Below are 26,309 nucleotides of genomic sequence, written 5' to 3' on the forward strand. Positions count from 1 at the left end.
CCAAAAAAAGAGATTCCTAAGATCAACCCTTGACGGAACCAACAAGCATCCCCTGTACAAAATAACGCTGTACGAAAGGATAGATAACAAGTACCGGCAAGGTGGCAATCACAATTAAGGAATACTTCAGCAGCTCGGAAAGCTGTTGTTTCTCGACCAGTTTCCCCACGTCCATAGCCCCACCAGCGCTGTTGTTCTGAATGATGATGCTTCGCAGGACAAGCTGTAAGGGGAACAAATCTGCTGATTTCAGATAAATCAACGCATCGAAATAGGCATTCCATTGACCTACCGCGTACATAAGCACCAACACTGCGAGAATCGGTTTGGATAACGGGAGTACCACGCTCCAGATGAATCTCATATCACTACAGCCGTCGATTTCACTAGCTTCCAAAAGCTCCTCCGGAATCGAGGATTGAAAGAAGGAGCGGGCAATAATGACCTGCCAGACCCAAATGGCGTTCGGAATCAACAGCGCCCAGCGAGTGTCGATCAGATGCATCTCCTTCACAACCAAATAGGTGGGAATTAGCCCCCCACTGAAGATCATGGTGAAGGTAATGATCATCATCAGTGTATTTCGTCCGAAAAAACCTTTTCGAGACAGTGGATAAGCAATCATAACCGTTAAAGTTATACTAATCAGCGTTCCCGCTGCGGTGTAGAAAATTGAGTTTCCATAACCAGTGATAATCTCAGGCGTATTCAGCAATACTTTAAAACCTTTGAAAGATATATCCACAGGCCAGAGCCAGACACGACCAGAGGTCACGGCTGCCGGACTACTGATTGAGCTGCTGATGATAAAAATAAGCGGATAAAGTACAGCGATTACCACAAGAGTGAGCACAATATAGATTGTGATCAGGAACGCTTTGTCGCCGACGGATTCTTTAATCTTTTTTTGAACTGCTGCTGCCATAGATGAGCTCCTTTCCTACCAGATGCTGTTCTTCGTGATTCTTTTCGCCAGACCGTTTACTGTAAATAAGAGAACCAGGTTGATGATGGAGTTGAACAGGCCCACCGCAGTTGCAAAGCTGTAATTGGCATTCAACAGACCGACCCGGTAGACATAAGTGGCAATGATCTCAGAATTAACGAGGTTAAGCGGGTTCTGTAGCAGGTAGACTTTTTCAAAGCCGATCGCCATTACATTCCCCACATTCAGAATCAAAATGATAACAATGGTTGGCACAATCCCTGGCAAATCGACGTGACGGATTTTTTGAAACCGCGAGGCTCCATCAACTTTGGCAGCTTCATAAAGTGTTGGATCTATCCCTGCAAGCGCTGCCAAATATACGACTGCACTGTAGCCCGCTGTCTGCCAAATATCAGTCCACACATAAATCGAACGGAACATGCCGGGTTCACCTAGGAAGTTAATAGAATCCAGTCCGAAGAAGTTGAGTGCAATGTTGGCAAAACCGAGCCGTGGGGCCAGAAATAGCATAACGATTGACACCATGACAACCGTCGAGATGAAATAAGGAGCAAACGATACAAGCTGAACGAATTTCTTAAACCTTCCTCCCCGTACCTCATTAATCATGAGCGCAAGAATAATCGGGATTGGAAAACCCGCCAGCAACTGATAGCCACTAAGCATAATAGTATTCTTGAGCAGCGTCCAAAACTGCGGATTCTCAAAGAAGAGCTGGAAGTTTTTAAATCCGACCCATGGACTTCCCCATATCCCTTTTATGACGTTATAGTCCTTAAAGGCTAGGACAGTGTTCAGCATCGGATAATACTTGAAGATGATAAAAAACAGCAAAGGCGGAATCACAAGCAGATGTAACTGCCAGTGCTTTTTTATGCTTTTGCGAGCATTTTGTAAGAATGCGGGGCCTTTGCTTTTCGGCAACGACTTGCGATGTAATACTATTTCTTTCTCCAGAACAATTCCCCCTAAGCAGATGTCTGTGATTTTTGATAGCGCTTTCTACGGATTGATCATAGATGACTTTTATCTCCAAAAGAAAGGTACACTTGGGGACTTCAGCGTACAAATCGCCTTATCTGAGGAGCACAAAATAGCAGTAGAACGGCCATTTTTCCAAATTGCAGGGTTGAAATCAGAAAAAAGACTGCATCGTCCAAAGTGGACAGTGCAGCCGTATGTTATGGCATATTTTTTTATTCATCCACAGATTGTCTATAGGTACTCGGGGAGACACCCATCAACCTTTTAAATGCGCGTCTGAAGGAATGTGAACTGTTGTAGCCCACCCGCACGGCAATCTCATCCACCGTTAATCCATTCTCTTTGAGCAGGATAATGGCTTGATCCATTCTGACTTTTATCAAATGGTCGGAGAAGTTGACACCCGTTACCTCTTTAAACAGCTGGGAAATGTATTTTTCCGGCCGCTCCACCTGTTCCGCCACCCGGTAGAGGGTCAGTTCCGTATCCGAATAGTTTTTTGCTGTGTAGTCCTTAATCTGCTTGATGATCTGAATATGAATATCTTTCTTTTTATTCGCAATGAGTCCGCACAGCTCTTCCATAATGTCAAAAAATTCGTTCTGGATCGTCTCAAGCGACTCTGATGAGCCAATGTCTATGACCCGACGTTTGACACTCTCGATCTCTGAATATTCGGTAAATGCCTTTTGATCCAATAGCTTGAGAAAAGTCCCCTTCATTTCCCCGACAAGCTGGTGCTTCATTTCGATGGATAATTCTCGCTGCTCCATATTCTGGGCGATAATCGCACGCACAATCCGTTCGGCTTCTTCTAGCTCTCCGGCTCGAATCGTGCTGATTAACCGTTGCTCCGAATCCAGCGGATAATAATAAGTTGTATTCTCGATCTGAGCTTCACTACTCCAGATAATTCCTTTCTTATTCATGTAAACTGCATATTCCAGCGCCTGCTTCGCTTGATCATACGAAAGGCTAACCTCCGTTACCTCTGTGAATAGATCCCCGAAGCCCGCCAGAATGGTAATGCGGTACTCATTAAAAACATTTTGAGCGAGCTCCTCCATCGTCTGGGTGATATTCGCTGCTTCCTGTTCCTTGTCAGCTCCTTCTTCCCTAGAAAAGAACAGCGTTACAACTTTATCAGAGCCCATATCCGTCATCAAGACATCCACGCCAAGATCAGCCAAGGTCTGTTTCAGCAGCAGCCGGGAAGCGCTCAGCTCGTTCAGAATTTCAACACTGTCCATACCCGCATAACCGTTAATTTGAACAATTCCTACGTAGCCAGTATCCTGATTCATGCTGATATCCGCCTGCTTGGCTGCAGAGATAATTTCATCCCGCGTCTTGAATTCACCGGCAATCAGCCGTTTCAGGAAGGCATCTCGGACCAGAGGAAGCTGGCGGTTAAGCTCGGACTCGAGCAGCTTATTTTTGGTAATCATATCGGCAATATTTCCGCTCAAAAAGTCAAATTCATTCCTCTCCGAGGCTTCTTCTTTACCGAATTGCTCCTTCATGACGCTGAGCATACGATTGATTGGCGCGCTGTTACGGTAAGCTAATACCAGTCCGGCAATCAAACCGATAATTAGAGTGCCTCCCGTAATTTGTATGGAGATTCTTTTGATCTTGTTAGCATTCTCCATCAAAATATCTTGAGGAATCCCGGTCTGATAAACCCAGCCATTGGAATCGGAACGGGTAGTAACCACCAGATCATCCTTGTAGAACTGACTGACCTTATTCTTATCAAAAGCTGGATCGTCGAGCATTTTGACCATTTTCTGCTCATCGCTTCCTTGCAGAACAATCGTATTCCCTTTAGCGTCACTAATATGCACCCAGCCCCCGTATCGCTCGGTCAGGCCTGAGAGCAAGCTGGAAATATTTTTTTCATCAATAATCACGACTGCGACGGCCGGCGAGGAATCATTAAAGCTATCCAAGGGGAGTGACTGCATATAGGTAATGACCGAGGTTTGCATCCCCCTGCTGACAAAATCACTAAGTGGCTTGATCTCGCTGCGGTGGGTTGTCTCAAGCACTTCTTTTCTCCAATCCTGTAACGAAAGATCCTTATAGTTGAAATTAGAATAGTAATGCTCCGGACGATAGGTCGAACCTGGGGTTAGGATAAGATTATAGTTGGCGAGGTAAATATAATAGTTTTGCAAAAAATCATTAGTCTGGCCGAAGGTCAAAACATTCCGCATCGTTTTCCAAATCCCATACACATTCGTCTCATTTTCACTTTCATTCATAAGAACATTTAGCTCCTGGTTGACCGCCAATTGCCTGGTAAAGCCTTCAACCTCCGCCATACGGCGCTCCAATATCTCCTGACTTTTCTGAAGCTGAGTGACTCCATTCTCAATCGAGATGGACTGTGTCACGGAGATCGAGGTTAGATAGGACATGTACCCGCCAATGCTGGGTATGACCAAAATGACCACATAAGAGATTAGAAATTTACGAAAGATATTGGAATATTTCAGCGTAGTTAGCCTCCCTCAATATGACATTTCGATAGCGCTATCATTACCATAGATTAAAACATTTTGCTTCATAGTCAAGGGTTTGAACTCACTTCACCCTCCTGCACCTCTTCAGAAATGGAAAAAAAACAGCGATCTACGCCGTTATCACTGCCTTTTATCGGCAATTCCGATATTTTATCTATAGTGCGTGGCCCTCCTGTCATTTAGAAAAAAGGGGCCAGTAACGGCCCCCCTTCTTCAATGCTTTGGCTAGACAATCAGTTCTTCTTCTGATCTCTGGCCTCTGATCCAGATGTAAAGACATGATCCGTCGAAGCTTCTTCAATGTCGCCGAAGGCCCAATGCGTTGCCGGAACATCTGCCCACTGTGGATTTGTTACATTGGTTAGAGGACCTCTGCCCAAAGCCCTATTCATAGCCACAACAGCTTCGGCACGAGTAAGCTTGGCATTAGGACGGAAAGTCCCGTCATTATAACCAGTGAAAATGCCAGTACCTTGGGCTTGCAAAATCGCCACCTGTGCCCAATGTCCAATGATGTCAGAGAAACCGGAGCCCTTCTGCGTCGAATCCGTTCTAAGCAGGGTCACCAGACTGGCCATTTCTGCACGCGTCAATGGTTGATTAGGTTTAAAGGTGCCATCGCTGTAACCCTTCATTAGTCCCATCTTCGCTGCTTTAGTTATGGCATCAGCACCCCAGTAACCAGAAGGCACATCACTGAACACAACCCCTGCTCCAGTAGCTCCCTTCTCAGCAACATTGGCAAGAATCGTTGCCATCTCAGCACGCGTAATTTCGTGCTCCGGCTGGAAGAACCCACCCGGATAACCTTTGATATATGCGGTATGACGGATCGGATTAGACTCGCCATTCCCTGCAGATCCATCCTCGTTTCCAGTTGCCGGAGTTGGCGTCGGTGTCAGGGCAGGTGGTGTAGAAGATGGCTGAGCTGGAATGTACGAGCCACCTGAGTCCGTTGATGTTGGTGTTGGTGTCGGTGTCGGACTTGGCGTTGGTGTTGGACTTGGCGTTGGTGTCGGAGATACAGCAGGACTCGTTGAAACTGTGAATTTCATTTGATCCGTCAGCATGAAATCACCAGATTTCTTCACAGCTTTAAGCGTGTGTATCCCGCCTTCCAATCCCGAAATACTATAAATTCCCTGACGGGTCAGGCGGCTCTGACTATACGCATTTACGGTTTGGACCCGTTGTCCATCCACATAAATATCCATATCACCTTGCTCTGGACCCATAGGTGTGATCAGGCTGATTCCGGTACCCTTGAAGGTATATTCAAAGAAATCACCGTCCACTGATGTGGAGTGAACATCGTTAAGATAATCTCCCTCCACAGTAAACTTAAGGTTCAGCGTCCCCACTGGCTGTGCAGCAAGATAAGATTTATTCAGTGTAACACGGTTACCTGCTACTGAATAATCAGTCCCGAGAACCAGATCATATAATCCGTTAGTAATACCGGCAAAGCTTTCCGCTTGCTGCAGCAATGTCACCTCAATATCTTCCTGAGCGGAAGCAGCTTTATCAAAGCTGGCAGCGATCGGATTAATCATATTCGGAATTTCTACCTTAAGCATATCAAGGAGCATAAATCTGCCTGATTTCTTCACAACCTTGAGCGTGTGCATTCCATCCGGTAAGCCAGAAATGCTGTAAAGGTTCTGAAGTGACATTTGTCCATGATGATAGGCACTGACGGTTTCCTTAAATTGATCGTCAACATATATATCCATATCACCCTGTGACTCATCTACCTCTGTGAACAGCTGAATCCCCGTTCCTCTGAAGGTATATTCAAAAGAATCACCATTCTGCTCCGTATATTGCACATCGTCTTTATAGTCACCCAATCCTCTGCCACTGCTGCGGTTCCAAGTGCCATTGTACTTAACTGTTGAATCATCGTTATTAATCATCACATAACGAATGCCTGTAGAATCACTAATTTGTATCGACAGGGTCTGTGGATCACCAGTGTTAAAAATGAAAATCAAGTCGGTTGTGCCTGCCGGCTGCTGCGCAAGGTATTGCTTATGAATGGTCAATTTATCATTCGTCACCGTAAAATCGTCTTCCGATAGTGCCTCGCCATTATTTTCAATACCGCTCAGTGTATTACCATTCAAATTCAGAGTGACAGTAACATCCTCTTGTTGTTCTATTGCTTGGTCGAATCGAGCAGATGTCGGAGTAATGGTACTATTCTGTTCTCCTGCTGGAGTTTCTGTAGTCACCTTAAATGCGTCAAGCAGCATAAAATCACCTGAGCTTTTGACCACTTTAAGCCTGTGAGAGCCGTTAGCCAGTCCTGAGACACTGTACAGATTTTGCTGTACCTCTCTTGATCCTGTTTTATAAGCACTAACGGTCTGTGCAGCCTCATTGTCCAGTGTAATAATCACATCTCCCTGAGATTCATGCTTTTCGGTCAGCAGGTCAATGCCAGTGCCCGTAAAGGTGTACTCAAAGGAATCCCCGTTCTTCTCGGAATAATGCACATCGTCTTTATAATCACCCAATCCTCGAGATGAGCTTACCTGCCATGCGCCATTATATTTAATGCCGCTGTCATTATCATTAATGTAAACTACATTAGTGACCGTTGCCTTGTTCGCAGCAGACGAATTCTCAGACGGGTCAGTCCCATAGTTCGTAATATCCGATTGTGAAGCCATCAACGGAGCAAACGAGGAATCCTTGATCGTAATGCTCAAATCCTGCTTTCCTTCTAGCAGCTCTTTGCCGCCATTACGCTTCCAATCCCCGCTGTAGCGCATACCTGTATCATCATCATTGACTGTAGAGGTGCCACCTAATGCTGTAACTTTAAGCATCCGTGACGCATGAGGTTCAAGTATGCCTCCGCTAAATTCCTTCTCAAAGTCTCCCAGCTCAGTGTGACTCCATAAATCGCGAACAGATGCCGGGCCTTCAAGGCCGAGATCACTCCATTTGACTTTCACCTCCGCACTCCGACTGCCCAGATTGAACAGAGCTACGCTGTAAGTGCCATCTCCATTATTGGCATACCAAACCTGCTGCTGGGTATCCATAGATACCGGATGGCCTGGACGTCCTGCCTGATTTACGGCAATTACCTCATCATTGGTAAGCAGTTCTAAACCATAGCTGTCTAGCCTAGTCATGTCATTCCCTGTATACAGTGGCACGGAAGAGATTGACCAGAATGTCATCGCGGATTTCCGCTCGTCTTTGGTTAGACCATCCATAGATCCGTTACCAACGTTCAGCGAATCAAAATCATTCCAACCCCCAGGACCTGCATCCCTCCACCAAAGTGCTGCTTTGGGGAACAAGCGGGAAATACTCGGCCAGGCTGTCAGCCCACTGCCATCGTAAGCTTCCACATCCCAGTCAATTCGCCAACCGTTGGCATACTTTTTCCAGAAATCCACGTAATTGTGATCGAGCGCCCAGGACAGCTCAAACCAGATGTTATTTCTGTCAAAAGCCTTAGACCATGCCTCAACATCGCCGCGCGCATCACGGCTCAAGTTATCAATCCCCGAGCCAGGAGTCACGCTGTCAAATTTGACGAAATCAATGCCCCACTCGCCAATCATATCCGCAATAGAATCCACATACTTCTGGGCACATGGATTCGTGAAATCAATTTTATAAGTGTAGGAATTCCAATAATCCATAATGGTAAGCGGTTTGGCTGTAATGTCCTGTATACGGCATTGGCCACCCGTTCCGTAAATCTCTAGATTCTGATTATAGGCATCGATGGATACCCCCGGAATCATATAGATTCCAATTTTCTGTCCATTATTATGAACATAGTCGATGACCTCTTGAAATCCGTTAGGATATAAGGTCTCACTTGGAATCGGTCTGCCGTATTCATCCATGCTGCCATTCCAGCCCGCATCAATATTGATGTATTCATAGCCATGGGCTTGCAACTTCTCATGCATAACATCCGATTGTTTTTTGATGCTTTCGGCCGAGGTCCAGTTACCTGCACCGTCGTACACCTGCATGCTGTAACTGCTCCAGCCCATATAGGGCTTTTGCGCCATACTCTTCTCAGCTGCTAGTGCCACATTGCCCTGTGTTCCTGTGAAACCGAACTGCGCTGCTGCAATTATAAATACCAACAGACTCATTCCCAGTTTTTTTCCCATTCGCTTCAAATCATCCTTACCCCCTCATAAAATGTGGTTAAAATTTCTTTGATAGCGCTTTCTTTACGGGATGATCATAAAGGAAGAACGAGTTCCACGATAGGTACATTTCCGCATTTTACGTACAAATAACCCAAAAACAAGGGGACAAATGAACAACAGAACAAACATTATTCCTCCAACAATAGAAACTTAAGGAAGATAATATGGACTGGATCTATTTTGAAAATTATTAATAAAGACCCTTTTGACCTTATGTAACGTGATGGAAATCACATGATTTAATGTAAAATAAATGAATAATTTAGAAATGAAATACAATTATCTTAATCGATGCATGATATGCTCTAGAAAGGGAGATAGGATTGAAGTTGGATTTGGAAGGGTTGAATGTGGATTCCTTGATTCAGATGCTTAAGGCATCATTTTCATTTGAGAATTGGGATGCCATGATTGAAATTGCAGACAAGCTACACGAACAAATTTCCGTCATATATGAAAACAATAGTAACCTCATAAGAGGTCCTAAACTGAAACGGAGTATCCCCTATTATTTTGGATATAGCTCATGCGCAAAAGGTATAGCACTACAAAAATCCGGTAAGTTTGACGAGGCAAAAATATGTATTCAGAAGTATGCTGACCTGGGCTGGATAGTAGGTTTAGATGAAGAGGGTATTAATGAAGTCGAATATTACCGCAATATAGCAAAAGCCAATTCATACGTTATCGATCTGTTGGAAGGCAAAATGGGAGTCCTACATAAATACGTTGAGTTTATTAGAAAAAGTGATGATGAAGAGTTATTGCCGGGACTCATTACAATCTTAGAATCTTCGATAATACATGATTATTCCGTTGATTGGATTCTGAAGGAATTCAAAATCAATGTTGATGACATAGGAGAACATGAGACTATTGTGAATATCAGATACCATGAGGATTACATTTATCTGCTGGCGATGTATTACTATAAACAAGAGAATATGTACGATACAATCAACACTATTCTCGAAATCTTATTATTAAGCATCAAGCTAGACGATGATACCGGCTTCAAAAAATCAGCAGCGCTCTTTGAACTCCTTAGAGACCACGCCGATCAATCACAACTCAAAGTGCATCACAACATCATGAAAACAATAATCGAAAAAGAGTTTACTAGGTTCTTCAGCTCGCGAATCGAGTTCAGCAATTTACACAGTTAACGATCACGGAGGTCGTCGTTGATTGGATTATAAAGTTGGCTATAAAAAAGGAGTGGTTCTCCGGTTAATGGGCGGAATCACTCCTTTAAGGTGTATTGATCCGGACCGGTCCGCTCGATCCTTTGCTTTCTGCGGGATTTATGCCGTTTATTTCGCCACATTCGCTCGATCCGGTACATTCTGCGGGATTTATACCGCTCATTTCACCGTATTCGCCCGATCAGCTGCTTTCTGCGGGATTTATCCCGTTCATTTCACCATATTCGCTCGATCCGTTGCATTCTACGGGATTTATACCACTCATTTCTCCGCATCCGCTCCATACGCTGCTTTCTGCGGGATTTATACCGTTCATTTCGCTACATTCGCTCGATCCGGTACATTCTGCGGGATTTATACCGTAGATTTCTCCGTATTCGCTCGATCCGGTACATTCTGCGTTATTTATCCCGTTCATTTCGCCACATTCGCTCGATCCGGTACATTCTGCGGGATTTATACCGCTCATTTCCCCGTATTCGCCCGATCCGTTGCATTCTACGGGATTTATACCGCTCATTTCGCCACATTCGCTCGATCAGCCGCATTCTGCGGGATTTATCCCGTTCATTTCCCCGTATTCGCTCGATCCGGTACATTCTGCGGGATTTATACCGTAGATTTCACCGTATTCGCTCGATCCGATATATTCTGCGGGATTTATCCCGTTCATTTCCCCGTATTCGCCCGATCCGGTACATTCTGCGGGATTTATCCCGTAGAATTCTCCGTATATGCTCGATCCGGTACATTCTGCGGGATTTATACCGCTCATTTCACCGTATTCGCCCGATCCGGTACATTCTGCGGGATTTATCCCGTAGAATTCTCCGTATATGCTCGATCCGCTGCATTCTAAAGCAATTATCCCGTAGATTTCTCCGTATTCGCCCGATCAGCTGCATTCTACGGGATTTATCCCGTTCCTTTCGCCACATCCGCTCGATCCGCAACATTTTAGGGCATTAATGCCTCTATTGTCTCCGCAACCACTCCATCCGCCTCATTCTACGGTATAAATCCCGCTTCCTTTTCGCCGCTTCTACTCCAGCCGGCCTTTCTGCCCGCTCCACAACATGGTGTTGAACCCCCTCAAAATTCGTCGCTCAGTTGACGAACACCGGTTATTCGCCATGTTTTTAGTTTAACTTTCGTTCTTCTCATTTTACATAAGATTCTTTTCACCCTTTGTTTGGATTTTTTAAAATCATACAAAAAAAGCCCCGATTGATTGCCTCGGGACTTTTTTTGCTTTATTTTCTCCTATATTAAATCAAATCTACTTAACTGCCTAGCTTTCACTTCAAATAGTTCTCTAATGTTCTCCGTACCGCTCCTGGGCCTGCCATCATTTCCTGGAACATAACCTCAATCTTATCGCCTAGACCAATTGCGTACAACGGAACCCCAAAAAGTCGCTCATCATCAAGAATGGGGCGCACACTTGCGGTTTGGTCTCCAAGCGAAACTCCTTGCAGGTAACCTTGCAGTGTTTCTAGTAACGGATCTGAACTCAATGTGAAGACCTCTCCAGCATCATTCACTCCAAGTAAGTAACGACACCACACCGCGATAGCCAGTGGAATCGCTGTTAGCTGCGCTGGATCGAGCTCCTCCCGTCGAATATAGGATTTAATAGTTTCACCGAACCGTATACCCACCTTCTGCGAAGTGTCTGTAGCAATCCGCTGTGGAGTATCGGGGATAAATGGATTGGCAAAACGCTCCGTAAGGACTTCGTCCAGGAACTGCTTTGGACTGAGAATCCCCGGGTCCACTACGACGGGCAGACCTTCTTTGTAACCGATTATCTCCACAAACCTCCGCAAAGTATCATCCTTCATCTCATCCGCGATCAAGGTGTAGCCAAGCAGACAACCGGAAACAGCAAGCGCCGTATGCAGCGGATTAAGGCAGGTCGTTACTTTCATCGTCTCCACCTGGTTGACTGTCTCCCGGTCCGTAAAAATAATTCCGGCTTCCTCTAGTGGTGGACGTCCGTTCGTAAAGTTGTCCTCCACTACAAGGTATTCGCTAATCTCGGCATTTACGAAAGGAGCGGTATATGTGTTTTTGGAGGTAATGATTACATCCATATCACCAATTCCCTGTTCCAGAAGCGCGGCCTGTACACTCTCCGAAGGACGTGGTGTGATTTTATCGATCATGGACAATGGAAAGGTTATTAATCGTTCATCTTCCAGATAGCGCACAAAGTCTTCCACAACAAGTCCTCTTTGGGCCCATTCCTTAGCGATGGACACGACACCGTTTTTCAGCTTGTCGCCATTGTGTGAGCAGTTATCCATGCTGACAAAGGTCATCGGATATTGGCCTTTCAGATATCTTCGATAAGCAAGCGAAGCTACAATGCTCATGACATGAACAGGATGCTCCGGTCCGCTCTCGATATCCTTTTTCACAATGCCAAGATATTTATCGTGCGGATCCGTCAACGAGTATCCCTTCTCCGTGATGGTGAAGCTGGCCATTTGCAGGCTCGGATTCTCGAACACCTCGATCAATCGGCGGTACTCCGCTTCACGGTTTTTGTCCGCTGCGATTCCCTCCACAATACTGCTGACTACTCTTTTCTGAAAATCACCGTGAGCATTCATCAGCACTAAAAGGGTCAGATTGTCGTAGGGCTTGTAGACTTTATCAATCATTTCGAAATCAAAGGTCTCCACCGCAATAATACCTGTATCCGACTTCCTGCTATCCAGCAGCTTCTGATGAGCATTTGCCACGAATCCCCTGAAAATATTACCTGCACCGAAATGAATCCATTCCGGTTTAAGCTGTGTATTGTTTGCTACCTGCTCATAGTCGAACTGTGGAAGCTCCACTCCAGCAGCTTTCCAAGCTGCTTTTTCCCCTTGGATACTGCTTCTGGTCAGATGCAGCATTTATTTTGCCTCCTTGACGTTGTCCAAGCTATCCCAGACACCAAGCAAATACATGATGCCCATAGCTCTATCATACAAGCCATAACCCGGTCGGCAGTTCTTCTCTTCCCCCCACAGATGACGCCCGTGATCCGGACGTACATAACCAATGTATCCGTTCTCATGATAGGCGTTGACCACCTCGGCCACATCAACGCTTCCGTCACGCCCACGGTGCGACACCTCAATGAAATCACCGTTCTCAAATACCTTCACATTGCGGATATGTGCAAAATGAATACGGTCATGGAACTCGCGGATCATCGCTGGCAGATCGTTATCCGGATTCGTGCCGAGTGACCCTGTGCAGAACGTCAAACCGTTGTACGGGCTGTCCACCAAATCCAGAAAGCGGCGGATCATATCCCGATTGCGGATAATACGCGGCAGTCCAAAGATCGGCCAAGCCGGATCATCCGGATGAATAGCCATCTTGATGTCCACTTCCTCGCATACTGGAATAATGCGTTCCAGGAAATACTGGAGGTTGTCGAACAGTTTATCTTCTGTCACATCCGCATAAGCCGCAAACAGCTCATCTAGCTTCGCCAGCCGCTCCGGCTCCCAGCCCGGCATCGTGAACTGTCCAGCTCCCTTCAGAATCCGGTCCACCATCTCACGCGGATTATCGGTAATGGCAGCCTTTTCATAAAAGAGGGCATTCGAGCCATCAGGCAACTCTTTATACAGCTCTGTGCGGGTCCAATCGAAAACAGGCATAAAATTATAGCAGATCACCTTAACGCCAACCTTGGCGAGTTTACGAATGGTGTCGATATAAATATCGATATATTTATCACGGGTCGGCAAGCCGATTTTGATATCATCATGAACGTTGACGCTTTCTACTACAGCCGTGCTGAAACCCTTACTGGTGATTTGATCCGCCACTTCTTGGATCCGTTCCATTTCCCACACTTCTCCAGCTACTTTCTCGTGCAAAGACCAGACAATCCCCATTACACCCGGAATCTGCCGAATATGATCCAGCGTGATATTGTCATTGCCCTCGCCGTACCATCTCCACGTCATGTTCATTGATAAACCCTCCTGTGAATTCGTTTTCATCTATCTTGTATACAAGATTTACTTGATCATAGAATAAGAACAATTCTTTGTCAATCACAAATTCATCAGGAATTTTATCATAAAAACAAGGAATTTCCACCCTATTTTCATCTCGATAATTTTAATGAACGAACTTATCATGTATACTAGTACTGTATCTGTCATCAACAATTGAAAGCAGGAACAGAAATGTCAATCAAAGCTGAAATTCTAAACACATTGAAGCAAGAAATCCTCACGCTGGCGTTAAAGCCAGGTACCATTCTAAGTGAAACAGCCTTGTCTGAGCGGTTTCAGATTTCACGTACGCCGTTGCGTGATGTTCTCAAGCAGCTTGCACTGGAATCTTATACCGATATCTACCCGAAAAAAGGTAATATTGTGTCCTTTATTGATCTAGAATCTGTTGAACAAATCACATACTTGCGTTGCACACTGGAAAAGGAGATCCTCAAGGATCTTTCTGCACAGCTTTTACTACCCGGGGTGCACGAACTGAAGGAGATTCTTAAGAAACAAAAAGAGGTCATCGGGCAGGAGAATGCTGTAGATTCTTTCCTTAATTTAGACGACGAGTTTCACCGGGCCTTGTACAGGCTTGCTGGACGTGAGTATCTGTGGACTCTGATCCAGCAGTCGAATGTACATTATCTCAGGTACCGCAGACTGCACATGCTCAAGACCGACAAGCTGGAAGAAATCTGGAGCGAACACCAATCCATTCTTGAGCTTATGGTGCAAAAGGAAACCACCAATATCGGTCCGCTAATCCACCACCATCTTCGGGAAGATATTCATTCACTGGACTTTCAGGAGAACTTCTCGGAATACCTAAAAAAATAGTCGGCCAAAAAGCGGCTTGCCCATAAGTTAAGTGCCTTCCCGGATAAAACTTCGTTATAAGAAGAAACTCACAAGATTCCTATTCCTTATTAAAAAAACAAAAAAACCTTGATTTCTCAAGGTTTTCATAAAAAATGAACAAGGACTATAACACCACACTAATATCTTAAATCTGCACCGTTAGAGGTTATGACCTTTTTGTACCAGTAAAAGCTGTCCTTACGCAGACGCAGCAGCGTTCCATTGCCTGCATCATCCTGATCAACATAAATGAAGCCGTACCGCTTGCGCATCTCCGAGGTGGAAGCCGAGATCAGATCAATACAGCCCCAGCTGGTGTAGCCCATTAGCTCCACGCCATCGGCAATGGCTTCCGCCATCTGCTCAATATGCTGTGCCAGATACTCTATCCGGTATGGATCACGGATAGTGCCATCCAGTTCGAGTACATCTGCAGCACCCAGACCATTCTCTACTACGAACAAAGGAAGCTGGTAGCGGTCATGCATCTCCTTGAGCACAAACCGCAGCCCCTTTGGATCGATCTGCCAGCCCCAATCGGAAGTTTTCAGGAAGGGATTCTTCAGCCCTGAGGACAGGTTACCTTCCGTGGTGGCCGTGATGCTCTCATCCACACTGACTACTGAGGACATGTAGTAACTAAAGGAAAGAAAATCTACAAGATTGTCCCGCAGCAAAGCTTCGTCCCCCGGCAACATGGTTATTGTCACTCCATGCTGCTCCAAATGCCGGCGGATATAAGAAGGATAATAACCTCTAACCTGAACATCGGAGCAGAACATTGCCATTTGGTTCTCCGCTTGCGCTTTCAGTACATCACCGGGATGACAGGAATATGGGTAGAGCAGCTTGCGGGCCAGCATGCAGCCGATCTGGAACTGCGGATTGATCTCCCGGCCCCGCTTAATCGCAAGCGCACTGGCTACGAACTGGTGATGCAAAGCCTGAAAAGCAACCTGCTTCTCATTTGACTTGCCATCCAGAATAATCCCTGCGCCCAGAAACGGCGCTTTGAGCGTACAGTTGATTTCGTTGAAAGTCAGCCAATACTTCACCTTATCCCGGTAACGGGTGAACACAGTTTCCGCATAACGGACGAACAGTTCAACCAGTTCTCTGGATTCCCAGCCGTTGTATTTGGTGACCAAATGCACAGGCATTTCATAATGGGAAATGGTAACCAGCGGCTCGATATTATATTTGCGCAACTCATCAAAAACATCGTCGTAGAAACGCAATCCTGCCTCGTTAGGTACCTGCTCATCGCCATTCGGATAAATACGTGGCCAGGAGATGGACATACGGAATACCTTAAAACCCATCTCAGCGAACAAGGCGATATCTTCTTTGTAGCGGTGGTAGAAATCAATCCCTCTGCGTTTGGGGTAATTCCCCTGATTATCATCCTGTATGGCCTCTTCTAGCTGTGGGCCGGACATGGACAATAACAGTTCCAGGCTCTGCCGTTCCTTAGGAGGACAATATTTGACTACATCAGCAGTAGACAAACCCTTCCCGCCCTCATTATACGCGCCTTCGACCTGATTGGCGGCTACCGCACCGCCCCACAGGAAGTTTTCCGGAAATGGATAAGTCATCGGTTGAGTCTCCTTTTATTAATTGGTGGCAGCGGTTGCTGCCGCTTTAGCTTCAGCCTGCTGTTCTTGCTCCAGCGCTTCGGCATCGGCTTTTTTGAAGAATGGATAGTAGATCATGAAGCTTGCGCCAATCATAACCAGCTGGAACGCACTTACGCGCCAGCCCCCGTTCATCCAGCCATTAACCAGCACCGGAATGCCCAGCGGTACCTGAATCCCGTGCAGCACAGGAAGGATACCCAGCGTCGTCAGAAGAATCGCCAGACCACTACTCACCAGCGGAGTCAGGATAAACGGAATCATAAACCGAACATTCAGCACCAATGGCATCCCGAAAATCACCGGCTCATTGACACCGATCAGACTTGGGATAATTGCCAGTTTACCAAGTGTCTTATAACGTGTAGATTTGGCGAACAACATCGCAATAATGAGACCTAACGTTGCCCCCGCACCACCGATCAGTACATAAACCGGGAAGAACGGTGAACCAATGATATGCGTACCTTCCACACCTCTTTGGTAAGCGTCCAGATTCTCAAGTCCCAAAGCCACCCAAATCGGGCCGACAACGGAATAGACTACCAAGGTGCCGTGAACTCCAAAGAACCACAGCAGGTGAATTACGAAGATGCAGATCAGCATCGCCCACCAGGTACCCCCCAGACTAGTCAGTGGCAGCTGGATAATCGAGAAGACAAACTCGTGCATATTGCCATATTTCGTTGCGGCGAAAATCGCCGTCAGCACTAGCATCAGAACCGCTACGATAAAACCAGGCGTAAGTGCGGCAAAAGATTTCTCGACCGTGGGCGGAACACCCTTCGGCATTTTGATATAGAATTTCTTTTCCAATACAAAGGTATAGATCTTACCTACCAGCAGTGCCAGGATGATTGCCACAAACAATCCCTTGGCGCCTAACCAGGAGTAACCAAATGCTTTGGTCACACCGTCATCCAGCAGTCCTTTTGGTGTAACTAGCAAGAAACTCATCAGCGCCAAAATCCCTGCCGAAAAGCCTTGCTGCTTATGTTGGGTAGCAAAATTATAAGCGATGGAGAACACCGCGTAGAGTGCGATCAAATCAGTGGTTACGGTTGCCGGAATCGAAGTATAAGTTTTGAGTCCAGTGCTTTCCAGGAAATTCTGATAAGGATCAAGCTTGAGTGCATTAATCAGGGAAAAAATAGCGCCCAGAATCAATATTGGCATCAAGGCCATCAGACCGTTGGAAATAGCGCTGATATAGGTGTTTTTTTGGATTTTCGTGCTGACTTTCTGGATCTTGGCTCTCCATTCTGCGCCGCCTGCCATGACTTAAGCCCCCTTCTCCATCAGTTCAAGTGCTGTAGCCAGCACCTTGTCCCCATCCATCATGCCATAGTCCATCATATCGATCGTAGTTACTGGAATGTTCGGATATTCTGCGGCCAGATCGCCTTCGGCGTGTCCCATTTGTGGTCCAAGCATAATGATGTCAAAAGGCTTTTGATCGGCGATATCACTCTCCGCCACTGCATCAATAACCACTTCAACCCCTTGTGTCCGTGCCGATTCTTTCATCCGTTCCACCAGCATACTTGTCGAGAATCCGCCTGCACAGGCGAGCAATATTTTTTTCATCTTAGTTCACCGATCCTTTCAATTCTAGTTCGAGTGCTTTGCGTTCTTTGATCTCTTCGATCAATTCCACAGCCAGTTCTCTAACCGTAAGGGCATTCATCAAATGATCCTGCGCGTGAATCATCAGCAGCGTAATTTCTGTCTTTTCGCCCCGGCCTTCAGCCTGGATCAGCCCCGTTTGCACTTTGTGTGCTTTGGTCAGGCTGGTCTTGGCGTTCTTAATCATCTCGCCCGCTTCTTCCAGGTTTCCGGCGCGCGCGGTTCTTACCGCTTTTAGGCTAAGGCTTCTAGCCTCTCCGCTGCTGGCAATAATCTGCATAATCGTTTGTTCATAATCCATGGGTTCTCCACTCCGTATCGTCATTTTATTTATAGTAGGTTCTCTATCTCATTCATAAATTGCTCATAACTATTCGTGTTTAGCAGCCGGTTACGGCTGTCTTCCTTCTCCATTAGAACCAGTAGCAGCTTGCTGATCTCTTTGTGCAGGAACAACTGCCCCGGACCCAGATTGATCAGAAAAATCAACTGGACCGGCTTACCCTCATAGATCAGCGGTTTCTTCAACACGGTAACACTTATACAGTCGCGGATCGCGCTCATCCGCATCGGATGCGGGCCGGCCACCCCATTTTTGTAAATGGTGGTGAATTTCTGCTCTCTGAGCAGCACTTGTTCAGGGAAATCGTCAGCTGCATAATGATTGCCCACGATCTCCCGGCAGCGCTGCTTTAACAGCTCCATGTAATCTTCGTCCGAACCAGACAGATGGAACAGCTCCCTGCGGAACAAATCCTTGAAATCCATCAGCTTGTAGGACGGTTCTGTACGATTAATCTGCAAAGACAATATTTCTTTGATCCGCTGAATCTCTTGATCATCCAGCAGCTGTTTGATATGGATCACCGGTTTTTCCTTAATCTCTGTTGCCAGCGGTACAGTAGAGAGAATCAGATCCACAGGCTTGCTGCTGATCTCCTCCACCTCCGTAATGGAGGCTGTGATCACCGACGCTTTGGGGAATACCGCTTCCAGCTTCAGCCGGATTAACTGGGCACTGCCCCCTCCCGTCGAGCAGATCACGGCAATCCGCTTGAACTTCTCCAGATTGCGCTGCTGCATCCGTTCCAGATGGGTGGCAAAATGCAACGCGACATACCCTGCCTCATCGCGCGACATCCGAAACCCGTACTGCTCCTCTACAATCTCAGCGAAACGGAAGGAAATGACGAACACATTGGCATACTGGCTGTAAACATCCTCCACCAATGGGTTGCCGAGCTGAAGATTGTAATACAACCGGTTCAGCAGCGGGAACATATGCAATAGAAGCGCTTCGCGCAGCTCGTGATCTTGAGTGAATCCAGTGAGGAACTCGCGGTCCAAGCGCTCCAGAATAGCCGTAATTCCCTCCCGCAGATGCGATTTGGTCTCTTCCGACATCCGCTCCATAATGGTCTTACCAGAAATGTGCAGCGCCAAATAATCAATCTCATCCGCCGGAAGCTTAATCCGGTAGTGAGAGGAGATAAAATCTGCGATGCTCCTAGCAATATCCTGATACAGCGGCTCAGGTGTTCCCTGCAAGGCTTGACCAGCCACAATGAAATTGTGCTTGGAAACCCGGTATAGAAGAATGAACAGATGGGTCAAGATATTATCCAGAAACACATCTGAGATCTTCAGTTCTTTTTCCTTGAGGATTTGCAGTAGAAATCCCTTAAGCTGCTCAGCATCAAAGTCCTGACTGAAGGCATGAAAATCCTCCGTATGCTGCAGTGTATGACCCGATTGCAAGATAAAGTAAGAAAAGGCTTTGCGGAAGTCTTGCTCTTCCCCCTCGATTTTCATGCCATAATGAGCCCGACGTTTCAAGCTAAGCCGGAAAGCGGCCAGTCGCTGCTCTACTTCCTTCAGATCGGAAATAATGGTAGAACGGCTGACGCCGATTTCTTCCGCCATGTTATCCATAGACTGATAGCCATCGTTCTGCAAGAGATAAAATAGCAAATACTGCTGGCGTGACTGCTTATTATCGAGATCCACCTGATCCAGCTGCAGCATGCCTTTTTCTTGGTAGCTACTGAATTTGGCTTCATCACCAATCTCCAGCAGATAACCCTGGCCGCGGATCATACGGATACCGAAACCATTCGCCTCTCCTGTTTTGTCGAGTCCACGGATCACGTCACGGAGAGTCCGTTCGGACAACCCCACTTCGGCAATCAGCTCACTCATGCGCACAGGACTCTTGCGGGTATATAAAATATTAACAATCGTATATTCTCTCACCTTAAATTCCCTCATTTGTGATACTAGTATCGGATGAAGCACTCAGCTGGTTATGAATACATCATACGTGGAAGCGTTATCTTCTGAACAGTTTATATTCTGCTGTTTGGAACGGCAGAAACTGACGGATAGGTAAATAACGGATTAAATTCTTAGCATACATTATTTGTGGCCACAAATCAGGAGGAAATATACAACAAAGGGGAGAGTGCCGATTAATTGTTAAAATAAACAAAAATAAATTAGTTAGGAGGACGATTCATTTTCTACAGATGGGATGTGAGGGGAATAGGATTAATATATAGAGTCAAAAATCCCAAGATCAGTATGACCTTGGGATTTTGATTATCTTCTGCGGGAATCCCGCATGGCTTTGCAATATTTTTTATCCACTACATGCCTACAGCTGAGGAAACTGCGGCAAAGATTGCCGCCACCAGCCAAAGAATCGGAAACAGCTTGAGAATTACCTTTAACCATTGTCCAAAATTGATCCGGGCGATGGCCAAACCTGCCAGCAGCACACCGCCTGTTGGCGAAATGAGATTCGTTAATCCATTTCCAAATTGGTATGCGGTTACTACTGCTTCGCGGTTAACACCCACAAGATCGCCTAATGGTGCAAGCACAGGCATCGTCAAGGCCGCCTCTCCTGATGAAGAAGGAACCAAGAACGTAATAATATTATGCACGACCAGCATGATGGTGGTGAACAAGTAATTCGGCAAACCCTTAAGCATAGTAGCCAGGCCATTCAAAATGGTATCGATAATCATCCCGTTCTCTGCAACGACGAGGATCCCCCGGGCCAAACCGATGATCACAGCAGCGTAGTGTGAGTTATATTTCATCTTGGCATTAAAAAGGCCTCAATTCGGCGATTCTGCCACAACAATAGCTAGATCCATCTTATTGCAATTAAATCAAACCGTTTCCATTCTATTTGAACTGGAACCAGGTTAAATTTGCAACTGTGGTTGAATCTGACTTAACAAAAGTTACATATACGGTATGGGTCCCTACGGCGGTTCCGGCATTAAGCGGGATATTCTTGACTGACCATGTCTGCCATCCGCCTGTGCTTTCTGCTGTCCAATAACCCAGCATAGTGCCCGTAGGACTGTCCAAGTGGAATTCTATTCTTCCGCCGGAATTAGCGGATGCAACCTTCAAATCAATACTTGTTTTAGCTGTACTACCAAAATCTACATTTTTAAATGCTATATAGTCGCCATTACTCCCTCCACCAACATCCAGCCCACCATCAGTGCTTGCCTCATAGGAAATAACACCTGAACTAAGGTTATAGCCTTCCGCTTCAAATTTCAATGTGTTGAATTTTGGAGCTGCAGCATAGCTGTTAGTATCTGTTATTTTCAATTCTGCCAATGTAGTTGCCGCAACTCCACCGACGCGAACATTGTTTAATGTAACTCCGGAGACAGTAGATGTGTCACTCCAACCCTTCATTATTGAAACTTCACCTAAGGCGCGTAAATTTATATTATTATAGACCACATTTTTTATCGGACCGGTTTTCGCAGAAAGATCAAACCATCTGGAGTGAACACCGGATCTTGGCCAGAAGCCTTCTACATCTATATTGTCAAATATGATGTTTTGTGCTGCTGGAGTTCCATAAAGATGACCTACTGCTAAAGCACGCCAGCACCGGTATACATAAGAGTTTTTAACAACTATGCCATCCTGAAGCTGTTTCACTCCATCTCCAACCTTAAATGCTCCACATCTGCTCCAAGCCAAAGCATCATCCACAACTACATTTGACTGGCTTTCAGGACTTCCAGGCCAGTTTGCAGCTATATCCGTAGTTTCTACATCCCATGTCTTAAATGAGTATGTGTCATCCTCCGATACTGCTACAGTGTGCTTTATGAGTACATTCTGGCTCTCTTGAATGTCGATTGCATCATTTTCATAATCAAGTTCATTGTTGTTGAAGTGCTTTGTATTCTGGAATGTTACGTTATTAGATCTTGTAACTATTGTAGCCCAGCCACCGCTGTCTCTTATTGTTATGCCGTCAACCGTGAAGTTGCTGCACTGCAAGGGTACAAGAATATTGTTCAAATAATTGTTTGTATTTCTCATATAATGGCCATTGCCGTCAATAGTCCCCCTGCCGTATATCTTAATATTGTTTGCATTTGTTTCAGTATAAATAAACCATGTTCCATCCTTACCCAGAGAATTCTTATGAAAATGGGTAGTGTAATCGCTTGGATTTCCTGAACCCCTTATAACAGAACCACCCTCCAGATAAACCGAAACATTGCTTTTTAAAACAAGGTTTCCGCACTTATAAACACCGGCTGGAACGTATACTATACCGCCACCTGCTGCGTTAGCCGCATTTATGGCGTTTTGTATTGCAGTTGTAGCCATAGCGGCACCGGTACTGTCGGCACCGTACCCGGTTTTAACATTGTATATACCTGTACCGGATGAAGCCGGAACATTGGTTTCAAGAGCATCTGCCGCAATAACCAGATCTTTCAGGTTGTTGATTTTAACTATAAGATATGTTGGTGATGAAAGTGTAAATGTAAGTGTATTTCCGCTCTTTGTTGCAGTGATTCCCAAAGCTTTGGGAGAAATATTATAGGTATTGATTGTCTCGCTTGCTGTTATTGTGATTGTAGTAGTTCCTGAAAAAGAGAAATTACAATAATTATAGTTTACAAATACCGCCGAAGTGTCGATTACCGGTATATTTGTAGAGTCTGCTGTTACCGTGTATTGACTGGTCGTGGTATAGATCGACGGTAATGGATAGCTTACAATTGTGCCCGCCGCTCTTGCTGTCAAAGGAACGACAGCTAAAAGACTGGCGAGCATACAAACAATTAAACTTAATAGTTTTAACCTTTTTAGCATAAATAAACACCTCTTTCATATCTTCAGAAAATACTCTGTCATCAGTGAATAATGATTTCACCAGTGATGCTCTATTACTCTTTTCATAAAATCGTCATATTCCTGTTCAGCTTCGGAAGTGGCAGAGTAATACTAACCTTTTCTGCATCAGCAAAGTTTCCTTTTAAAATACGGCCCCGGTTTTGTTCACCTTGTACAGGATTTCTGCGTTGGTCGCTACTACTGAGCTGTATTGTTGCATTTTATGCACAATCTCCGCGTAAGCCGCTCCAATCATGGCACATGGCCCTACTGTTACTCCGCATTTCCGCCCTCAGCCTGCTTCCAATCTTATCTATGCTCCGGCTCCAGACAGAGCCGGAGCAGATCGTCCACATGGGCCGTTGCCAGACATTCCACCGTATCCGCAGAGCCGTAATAGATCTTGACCTCGCCGTCATCCTCCAGAATCATCCCTCCCGGAAAAATCACATGATTGCGGAAGCCCCCGCCAATCTCATAGTCTGTCTCCGGTGCCAGCAGCGGCTGCCTGCTCATGCCGATCACCTTGCGGGGGTCCTCCAGATGCAGCAGCATAATTCCGGCGGTATAGCGCTTCTTCCAGGTGTCCTCCCAACCTTGCTTGCCTCTGGCCGGGTCCACATCCACCGCATGGAAGGTGGTCAGCCAGCCCTTATCCGTCCGGACCGGAGGTGCGGCCGGGCCAACCTTGTCATTGGCAAACGGCACCTGCTCGACGGCGAGCAGTAGGCTGGAGTTGCCCCAATGCTTCAGGTCCGGCGACTCGGAGATCCAGGCATCGAAGCGGTCCCGGCCGCCGCGGCTGTATACCGTGAAGGGACGCTCCAGCCGGACATACTTGCCGCCGATCAACTCGGGAAACAGTACCATATTGCGCAGGTCCGGTGTAGACAGGCTGAGCACCTCGAAGTGTTCCAGATCATCGGTAACGGCAATTCCGCCGCGGATGCCATGGTGCGTATCCACGGCAAAACACATATAACAACGGCCGCCGATCACGGTCAGGCGCGGGTCGTAGGCGCGGATAATTTCCTCGTCATGAATTTTGAACACTGGCTTCGGGCCGGCGGTCCAGCTCAGCCCGTCGTCACTGTAAGCAATGCCGAGATCCGTGGTGTGGTGCGGCTCAAGCGTCTGATCTACCAGTGAGCCGTAATCATTACGGAAGATCATCACATACTTGCCGTTAAATTTCGTTACACCGGCATTGAATACCAGTGCGGTGGGGTAAGGAACCTTCGTTGCATCCAGCACAGGATTGCCCGGATACCGCCGGATGAACGGGGCAGATTGCAGAATTGCCGGAGCGTGTTGAGTCATGGGATGTACCTCCTTGAATGTTAAATATGGAATATGGGTTGCGCAGGGCCGGACCGCTACCCTTTGAGGGAACCGGCTGTCATCTGCATGAAGGATTTGTTGGCGAACAGATAGGCTACGAGAATCGGCAGAATGGACAAGCAGGCGCCTGCCATCATATAGTGGGTCTGGGAAGCGGCCGAAATCCCGTATTTCAGGTTCGCCAGCCCGACAGTCAGCGTCTGCAGCTCCGGCTTCGTCATCGTGAACACGAGTGGCAGCAGATATTCATTCCACGCGCCGCGGAAGGTGAACAGCGCACCTACGCCGAGTCCAGGTCCGAGCAGCGGCAGAATAATCCGCCAGAAGGTGCGGCCGGGGGAGCTGCCGTCCATCAGCGCCGCCTCATCCAGCTCACGGGGAATCCCCTTCATGAAGCTGGACAGAATGAAGAAGATCGAAGCATGGGCGGAGATCAGAATCAATATGACCCCCCACAGGCTGCTGTGCAGATGAAGCTTGACCATCAGATCAAACTGCGGACGCAGCACGACCGCCCCTACTGCCACGAACATAGTGAAGGATTGCAGGCCGATATACAGTTTCTTGCCTGCAAAATCCATCCGGTCCACCACATAAGCCGCCATGGATGATACCAGCAGCGTGCCAACCACCGCCGCCAGAGAGACAATCAGGCTGTTCAGCGTATATCTGGAGAAATTCGCCTGCGCCCAGGCTTCGGCATAGTTCGAGAAGTGCCAGCTATCCGGCAGGAAGGTGGCTCCCGCAGTCAGTTCGGCATTTGTCTTGAAGGAGCCGATAATGGTGATAACAACCGGAATCAGGGTGATAAAAGCAAATGCCAGCAAAAAAATCCACAGGATGATATTGCCCAGTATGGTTCTTATTCTCATAATAGCCTCTCTCCTCAATCGGTCTGATTCATACGTCTGGATGCGTAGAAATAAATGAGCGATATGATCCCGACGATGACCGCAGACACGAAGGCGACCGCACTGCCGTATCCGAACTCTTGGACCTGGACCGCCGCGCTGCCTCCGCCGACAGGGAAAAATAATTTGTACAAATACAGGAACATCACCTCTGTCTTGCCTACAGGACCGCCTTCGGTCAGCACCATAATGCTCTCGTATCCCTTCAAAGCTGTAATGATCGCCAGCATAATGACCATCTGCATGACAGGCCCGAGCATCGGCAGGGTGACATAGCGGAACTGCTGGAGTCTGCCTGCTCCGTCCAGGGAAGAGGCTTCATAAACATCCTCCGGGATATTCTGCAGACCGGCGAGGAAGAGCAGCATGTAATTGCCGACCGCCCCCCAAGCCGCAACCAAAATGACGGTGAGCATGGCATATTTCGGCCCCAGCCAGTCCACACCGGAATCGGAAAGGCCCGAACGGATCAGGAACTGGTTGAGAATCCCGTTATACGAGTTAAAGATCGTGAAGAAGACTACGGCCATTACGGCGGTACTGATGACGGTCGGCATGAAGAAAATCCCCCGCAGCAGCTGTCTGCCCCGCAGCCCCCGATTCAATATGGAGGCCAGCAGCAGAGCCAGCGGAATAGTGATCAGCAGCTTGCCGCCTGCATAGACAAACGTGTTCACCACCGAATCCCAGAACTGGGTATCCTTCAGGATGCGGCTGAAATTGGCCAGCCCGGTAAACCGGGCCGTTCCGAACCCTTTGTAATCATAGAACATATAGCGGAACGCCCAGGCAATCGGATAAATCCCGAGGACCAACGTGAGCAAGGCACTTGGAAAGATAAAGCTGTATGAAAATAAGGCTTGTTTTGTTTTGTTCATCTGGT

At 46.7% G+C, this 26,309-nt stretch carries 19 protein-coding genes; 3 read left to right on the top strand and 16 right to left on the bottom strand.

The window, feature by feature from the left end:
* Nucleotides 1–22: 22 nt before the first annotated feature.
* The 4 genes from MHH86_RS22700 to MHH86_RS22715 form a co-directional block, all read right to left on the bottom strand.
* Nucleotides 23–925: a carbohydrate ABC transporter permease gene (locus MHH86_RS22700; protein WP_036683268.1), complete on the bottom strand. Its 903-nt coding sequence runs from the start codon at nt 923–925 to the stop codon at nt 23–25.
* 15 nt (nt 926–940) lie between these two features.
* A complete protein-coding gene (locus tag MHH86_RS22705; RefSeq protein ID WP_235219490.1) occupies nt 941–1,873 on the bottom strand; it encodes an ABC transporter permease subunit in 933 nt (310 codons plus the stop codon).
* A 272-nt stretch (nt 1,874–2,145) separates the two neighbouring features.
* A complete protein-coding gene (locus MHH86_RS22710; RefSeq protein WP_081383685.1) occupies nt 2,146–4,356 on the bottom strand; it encodes a helix-turn-helix domain-containing protein in 2,211 nt (736 codons plus the stop codon).
* A gap of 338 nt (nt 4,357–4,694) precedes the next feature.
* On the bottom strand, nt 4,695–8,594 hold the full coding sequence (locus tag MHH86_RS22715; protein WP_342479435.1) for a X2-like carbohydrate binding domain-containing protein: 3,900 nt from the start codon (nt 8,592–8,594) through the stop codon (nt 4,695–4,697).
* Nucleotides 8,595–8,977: 383 nt separating this feature from the next.
* On the opposite strand from MHH86_RS22715, the gene MHH86_RS22720 reads away from it, so the two are divergent.
* Nucleotides 8,978–9,820 (top strand): hypothetical protein, encoded by an 843-nt coding sequence (locus MHH86_RS22720; RefSeq protein WP_051491281.1) that lies wholly within the window; start codon nt 8,978–8,980, stop codon nt 9,818–9,820.
* A gap of 22 nt (nt 9,821–9,842) precedes the next feature.
* Nucleotides 9,843–10,718, top strand: coding sequence for a hypothetical protein (locus MHH86_RS22725; protein WP_341144577.1), 876 nt, complete (start codon nt 9,843–9,845; stop codon nt 10,716–10,718).
* Between the two features lie 439 nt (nt 10,719–11,157).
* Here MHH86_RS22725 and MHH86_RS22730 read toward each other — a convergent pair whose 3' ends face one another.
* The gene (locus MHH86_RS22730; RefSeq protein WP_036683277.1) at nt 11,158–12,768 is read right to left on the bottom strand and encodes a mannitol dehydrogenase family protein; all 1,611 of its coding nucleotides are present in this window, start codon (nt 12,766–12,768) and stop codon (nt 11,158–11,160) included.
* Complete coding sequence (gene uxuA, locus MHH86_RS22735) at nt 12,769–13,845, bottom strand: mannonate dehydratase (protein WP_036683280.1); 1,077 nt, start codon at nt 13,843–13,845, stop codon at nt 12,769–12,771. It lies immediately after the preceding gene.
* 219 nt (nt 13,846–14,064) lie between these two features.
* Here uxuA and MHH86_RS22740 point away from each other — a divergent pair, with 219 nt between their 5' ends.
* Nucleotides 14,065–14,718, top strand: a complete 654-nt coding sequence (locus tag MHH86_RS22740) for a GntR family transcriptional regulator (protein ID WP_036683283.1) — start codon at nt 14,065–14,067, stop codon at nt 14,716–14,718.
* A 158-nt stretch (nt 14,719–14,876) separates the two neighbouring features.
* On the opposite strand, the gene ascB is transcribed toward MHH86_RS22740, so the two are convergent.
* From ascB to MHH86_RS22790, 10 genes are all read right to left on the bottom strand, one after another.
* The gene (ascB, locus tag MHH86_RS22745) at nt 14,877–16,337 is read right to left on the bottom strand and encodes a 6-phospho-beta-glucosidase (protein ID WP_076099841.1); all 1,461 of its coding nucleotides are present in this window, start codon (nt 16,335–16,337) and stop codon (nt 14,877–14,879) included.
* A gap of 18 nt (nt 16,338–16,355) precedes the next feature.
* Nucleotides 16,356–17,654 carry a PTS transporter subunit EIIC gene (locus tag MHH86_RS22750; RefSeq protein WP_036683289.1) on the bottom strand — a complete coding sequence of 433 codons (1,299 nt, stop codon included), beginning with the start codon at nt 17,652–17,654 and terminating at the stop codon, nt 16,356–16,358.
* 3 nt (nt 17,655–17,657) lie between these two features.
* Nucleotides 17,658–17,963 (bottom strand): PTS sugar transporter subunit IIB, encoded by a 306-nt coding sequence (locus MHH86_RS22755; RefSeq protein WP_036683292.1) that lies wholly within the window; start codon nt 17,961–17,963, stop codon nt 17,658–17,660.
* 1 nt (nt 17,964) lies between these two features.
* Complete coding sequence (locus MHH86_RS22760; protein WP_038572728.1) at nt 17,965–18,303, bottom strand: PTS lactose/cellobiose transporter subunit IIA; 339 nt, start codon at nt 18,301–18,303, stop codon at nt 17,965–17,967.
* 29 nt (nt 18,304–18,332) lie between these two features.
* Nucleotides 18,333–20,255 (bottom strand): BglG family transcription antiterminator, encoded by a 1,923-nt coding sequence (locus MHH86_RS22765; protein ID WP_339210463.1) that lies wholly within the window; start codon nt 20,253–20,255, stop codon nt 18,333–18,335.
* 392 nt (nt 20,256–20,647) lie between these two features.
* A complete protein-coding gene (locus MHH86_RS22770; RefSeq protein ID WP_248549335.1) occupies nt 20,648–21,106 on the bottom strand; it encodes a TIGR00366 family protein in 459 nt (152 codons plus the stop codon).
* A gap of 88 nt (nt 21,107–21,194) precedes the next feature.
* The gene (locus MHH86_RS22775) at nt 21,195–23,153 is read right to left on the bottom strand and encodes a carbohydrate-binding protein (RefSeq protein ID WP_076279257.1); all 1,959 of its coding nucleotides are present in this window, start codon (nt 23,151–23,153) and stop codon (nt 21,195–21,197) included.
* Nucleotides 23,154–23,483: 330 nt separating this feature from the next.
* On the bottom strand, nt 23,484–24,494 hold the full coding sequence (locus MHH86_RS22780) for a glycoside hydrolase family 130 protein (protein ID WP_143762734.1): 1,011 nt from the start codon (nt 24,492–24,494) through the stop codon (nt 23,484–23,486).
* A 56-nt stretch (nt 24,495–24,550) separates the two neighbouring features.
* Nucleotides 24,551–25,387, bottom strand: a complete 837-nt coding sequence (locus MHH86_RS22785; RefSeq protein WP_342479436.1) for a carbohydrate ABC transporter permease — start codon at nt 25,385–25,387, stop codon at nt 24,551–24,553.
* Nucleotides 25,388–25,401: 14 nt separating this feature from the next.
* Nucleotides 25,402–26,304: a sugar ABC transporter permease gene (locus MHH86_RS22790; protein ID WP_036683309.1), complete on the bottom strand. Its 903-nt coding sequence runs from the start codon at nt 26,302–26,304 to the stop codon at nt 25,402–25,404.
* Nucleotides 26,305–26,309: the final 5 nt, after the last annotated feature.

The organism is Paenibacillus sp. FSL F4-0097, from assembly GCF_038593125.1.
Taxonomy (GTDB): domain Bacteria; phylum Bacillota; class Bacilli; order Paenibacillales; family Paenibacillaceae; genus Paenibacillus_AQ; species Paenibacillus_AQ odorifer.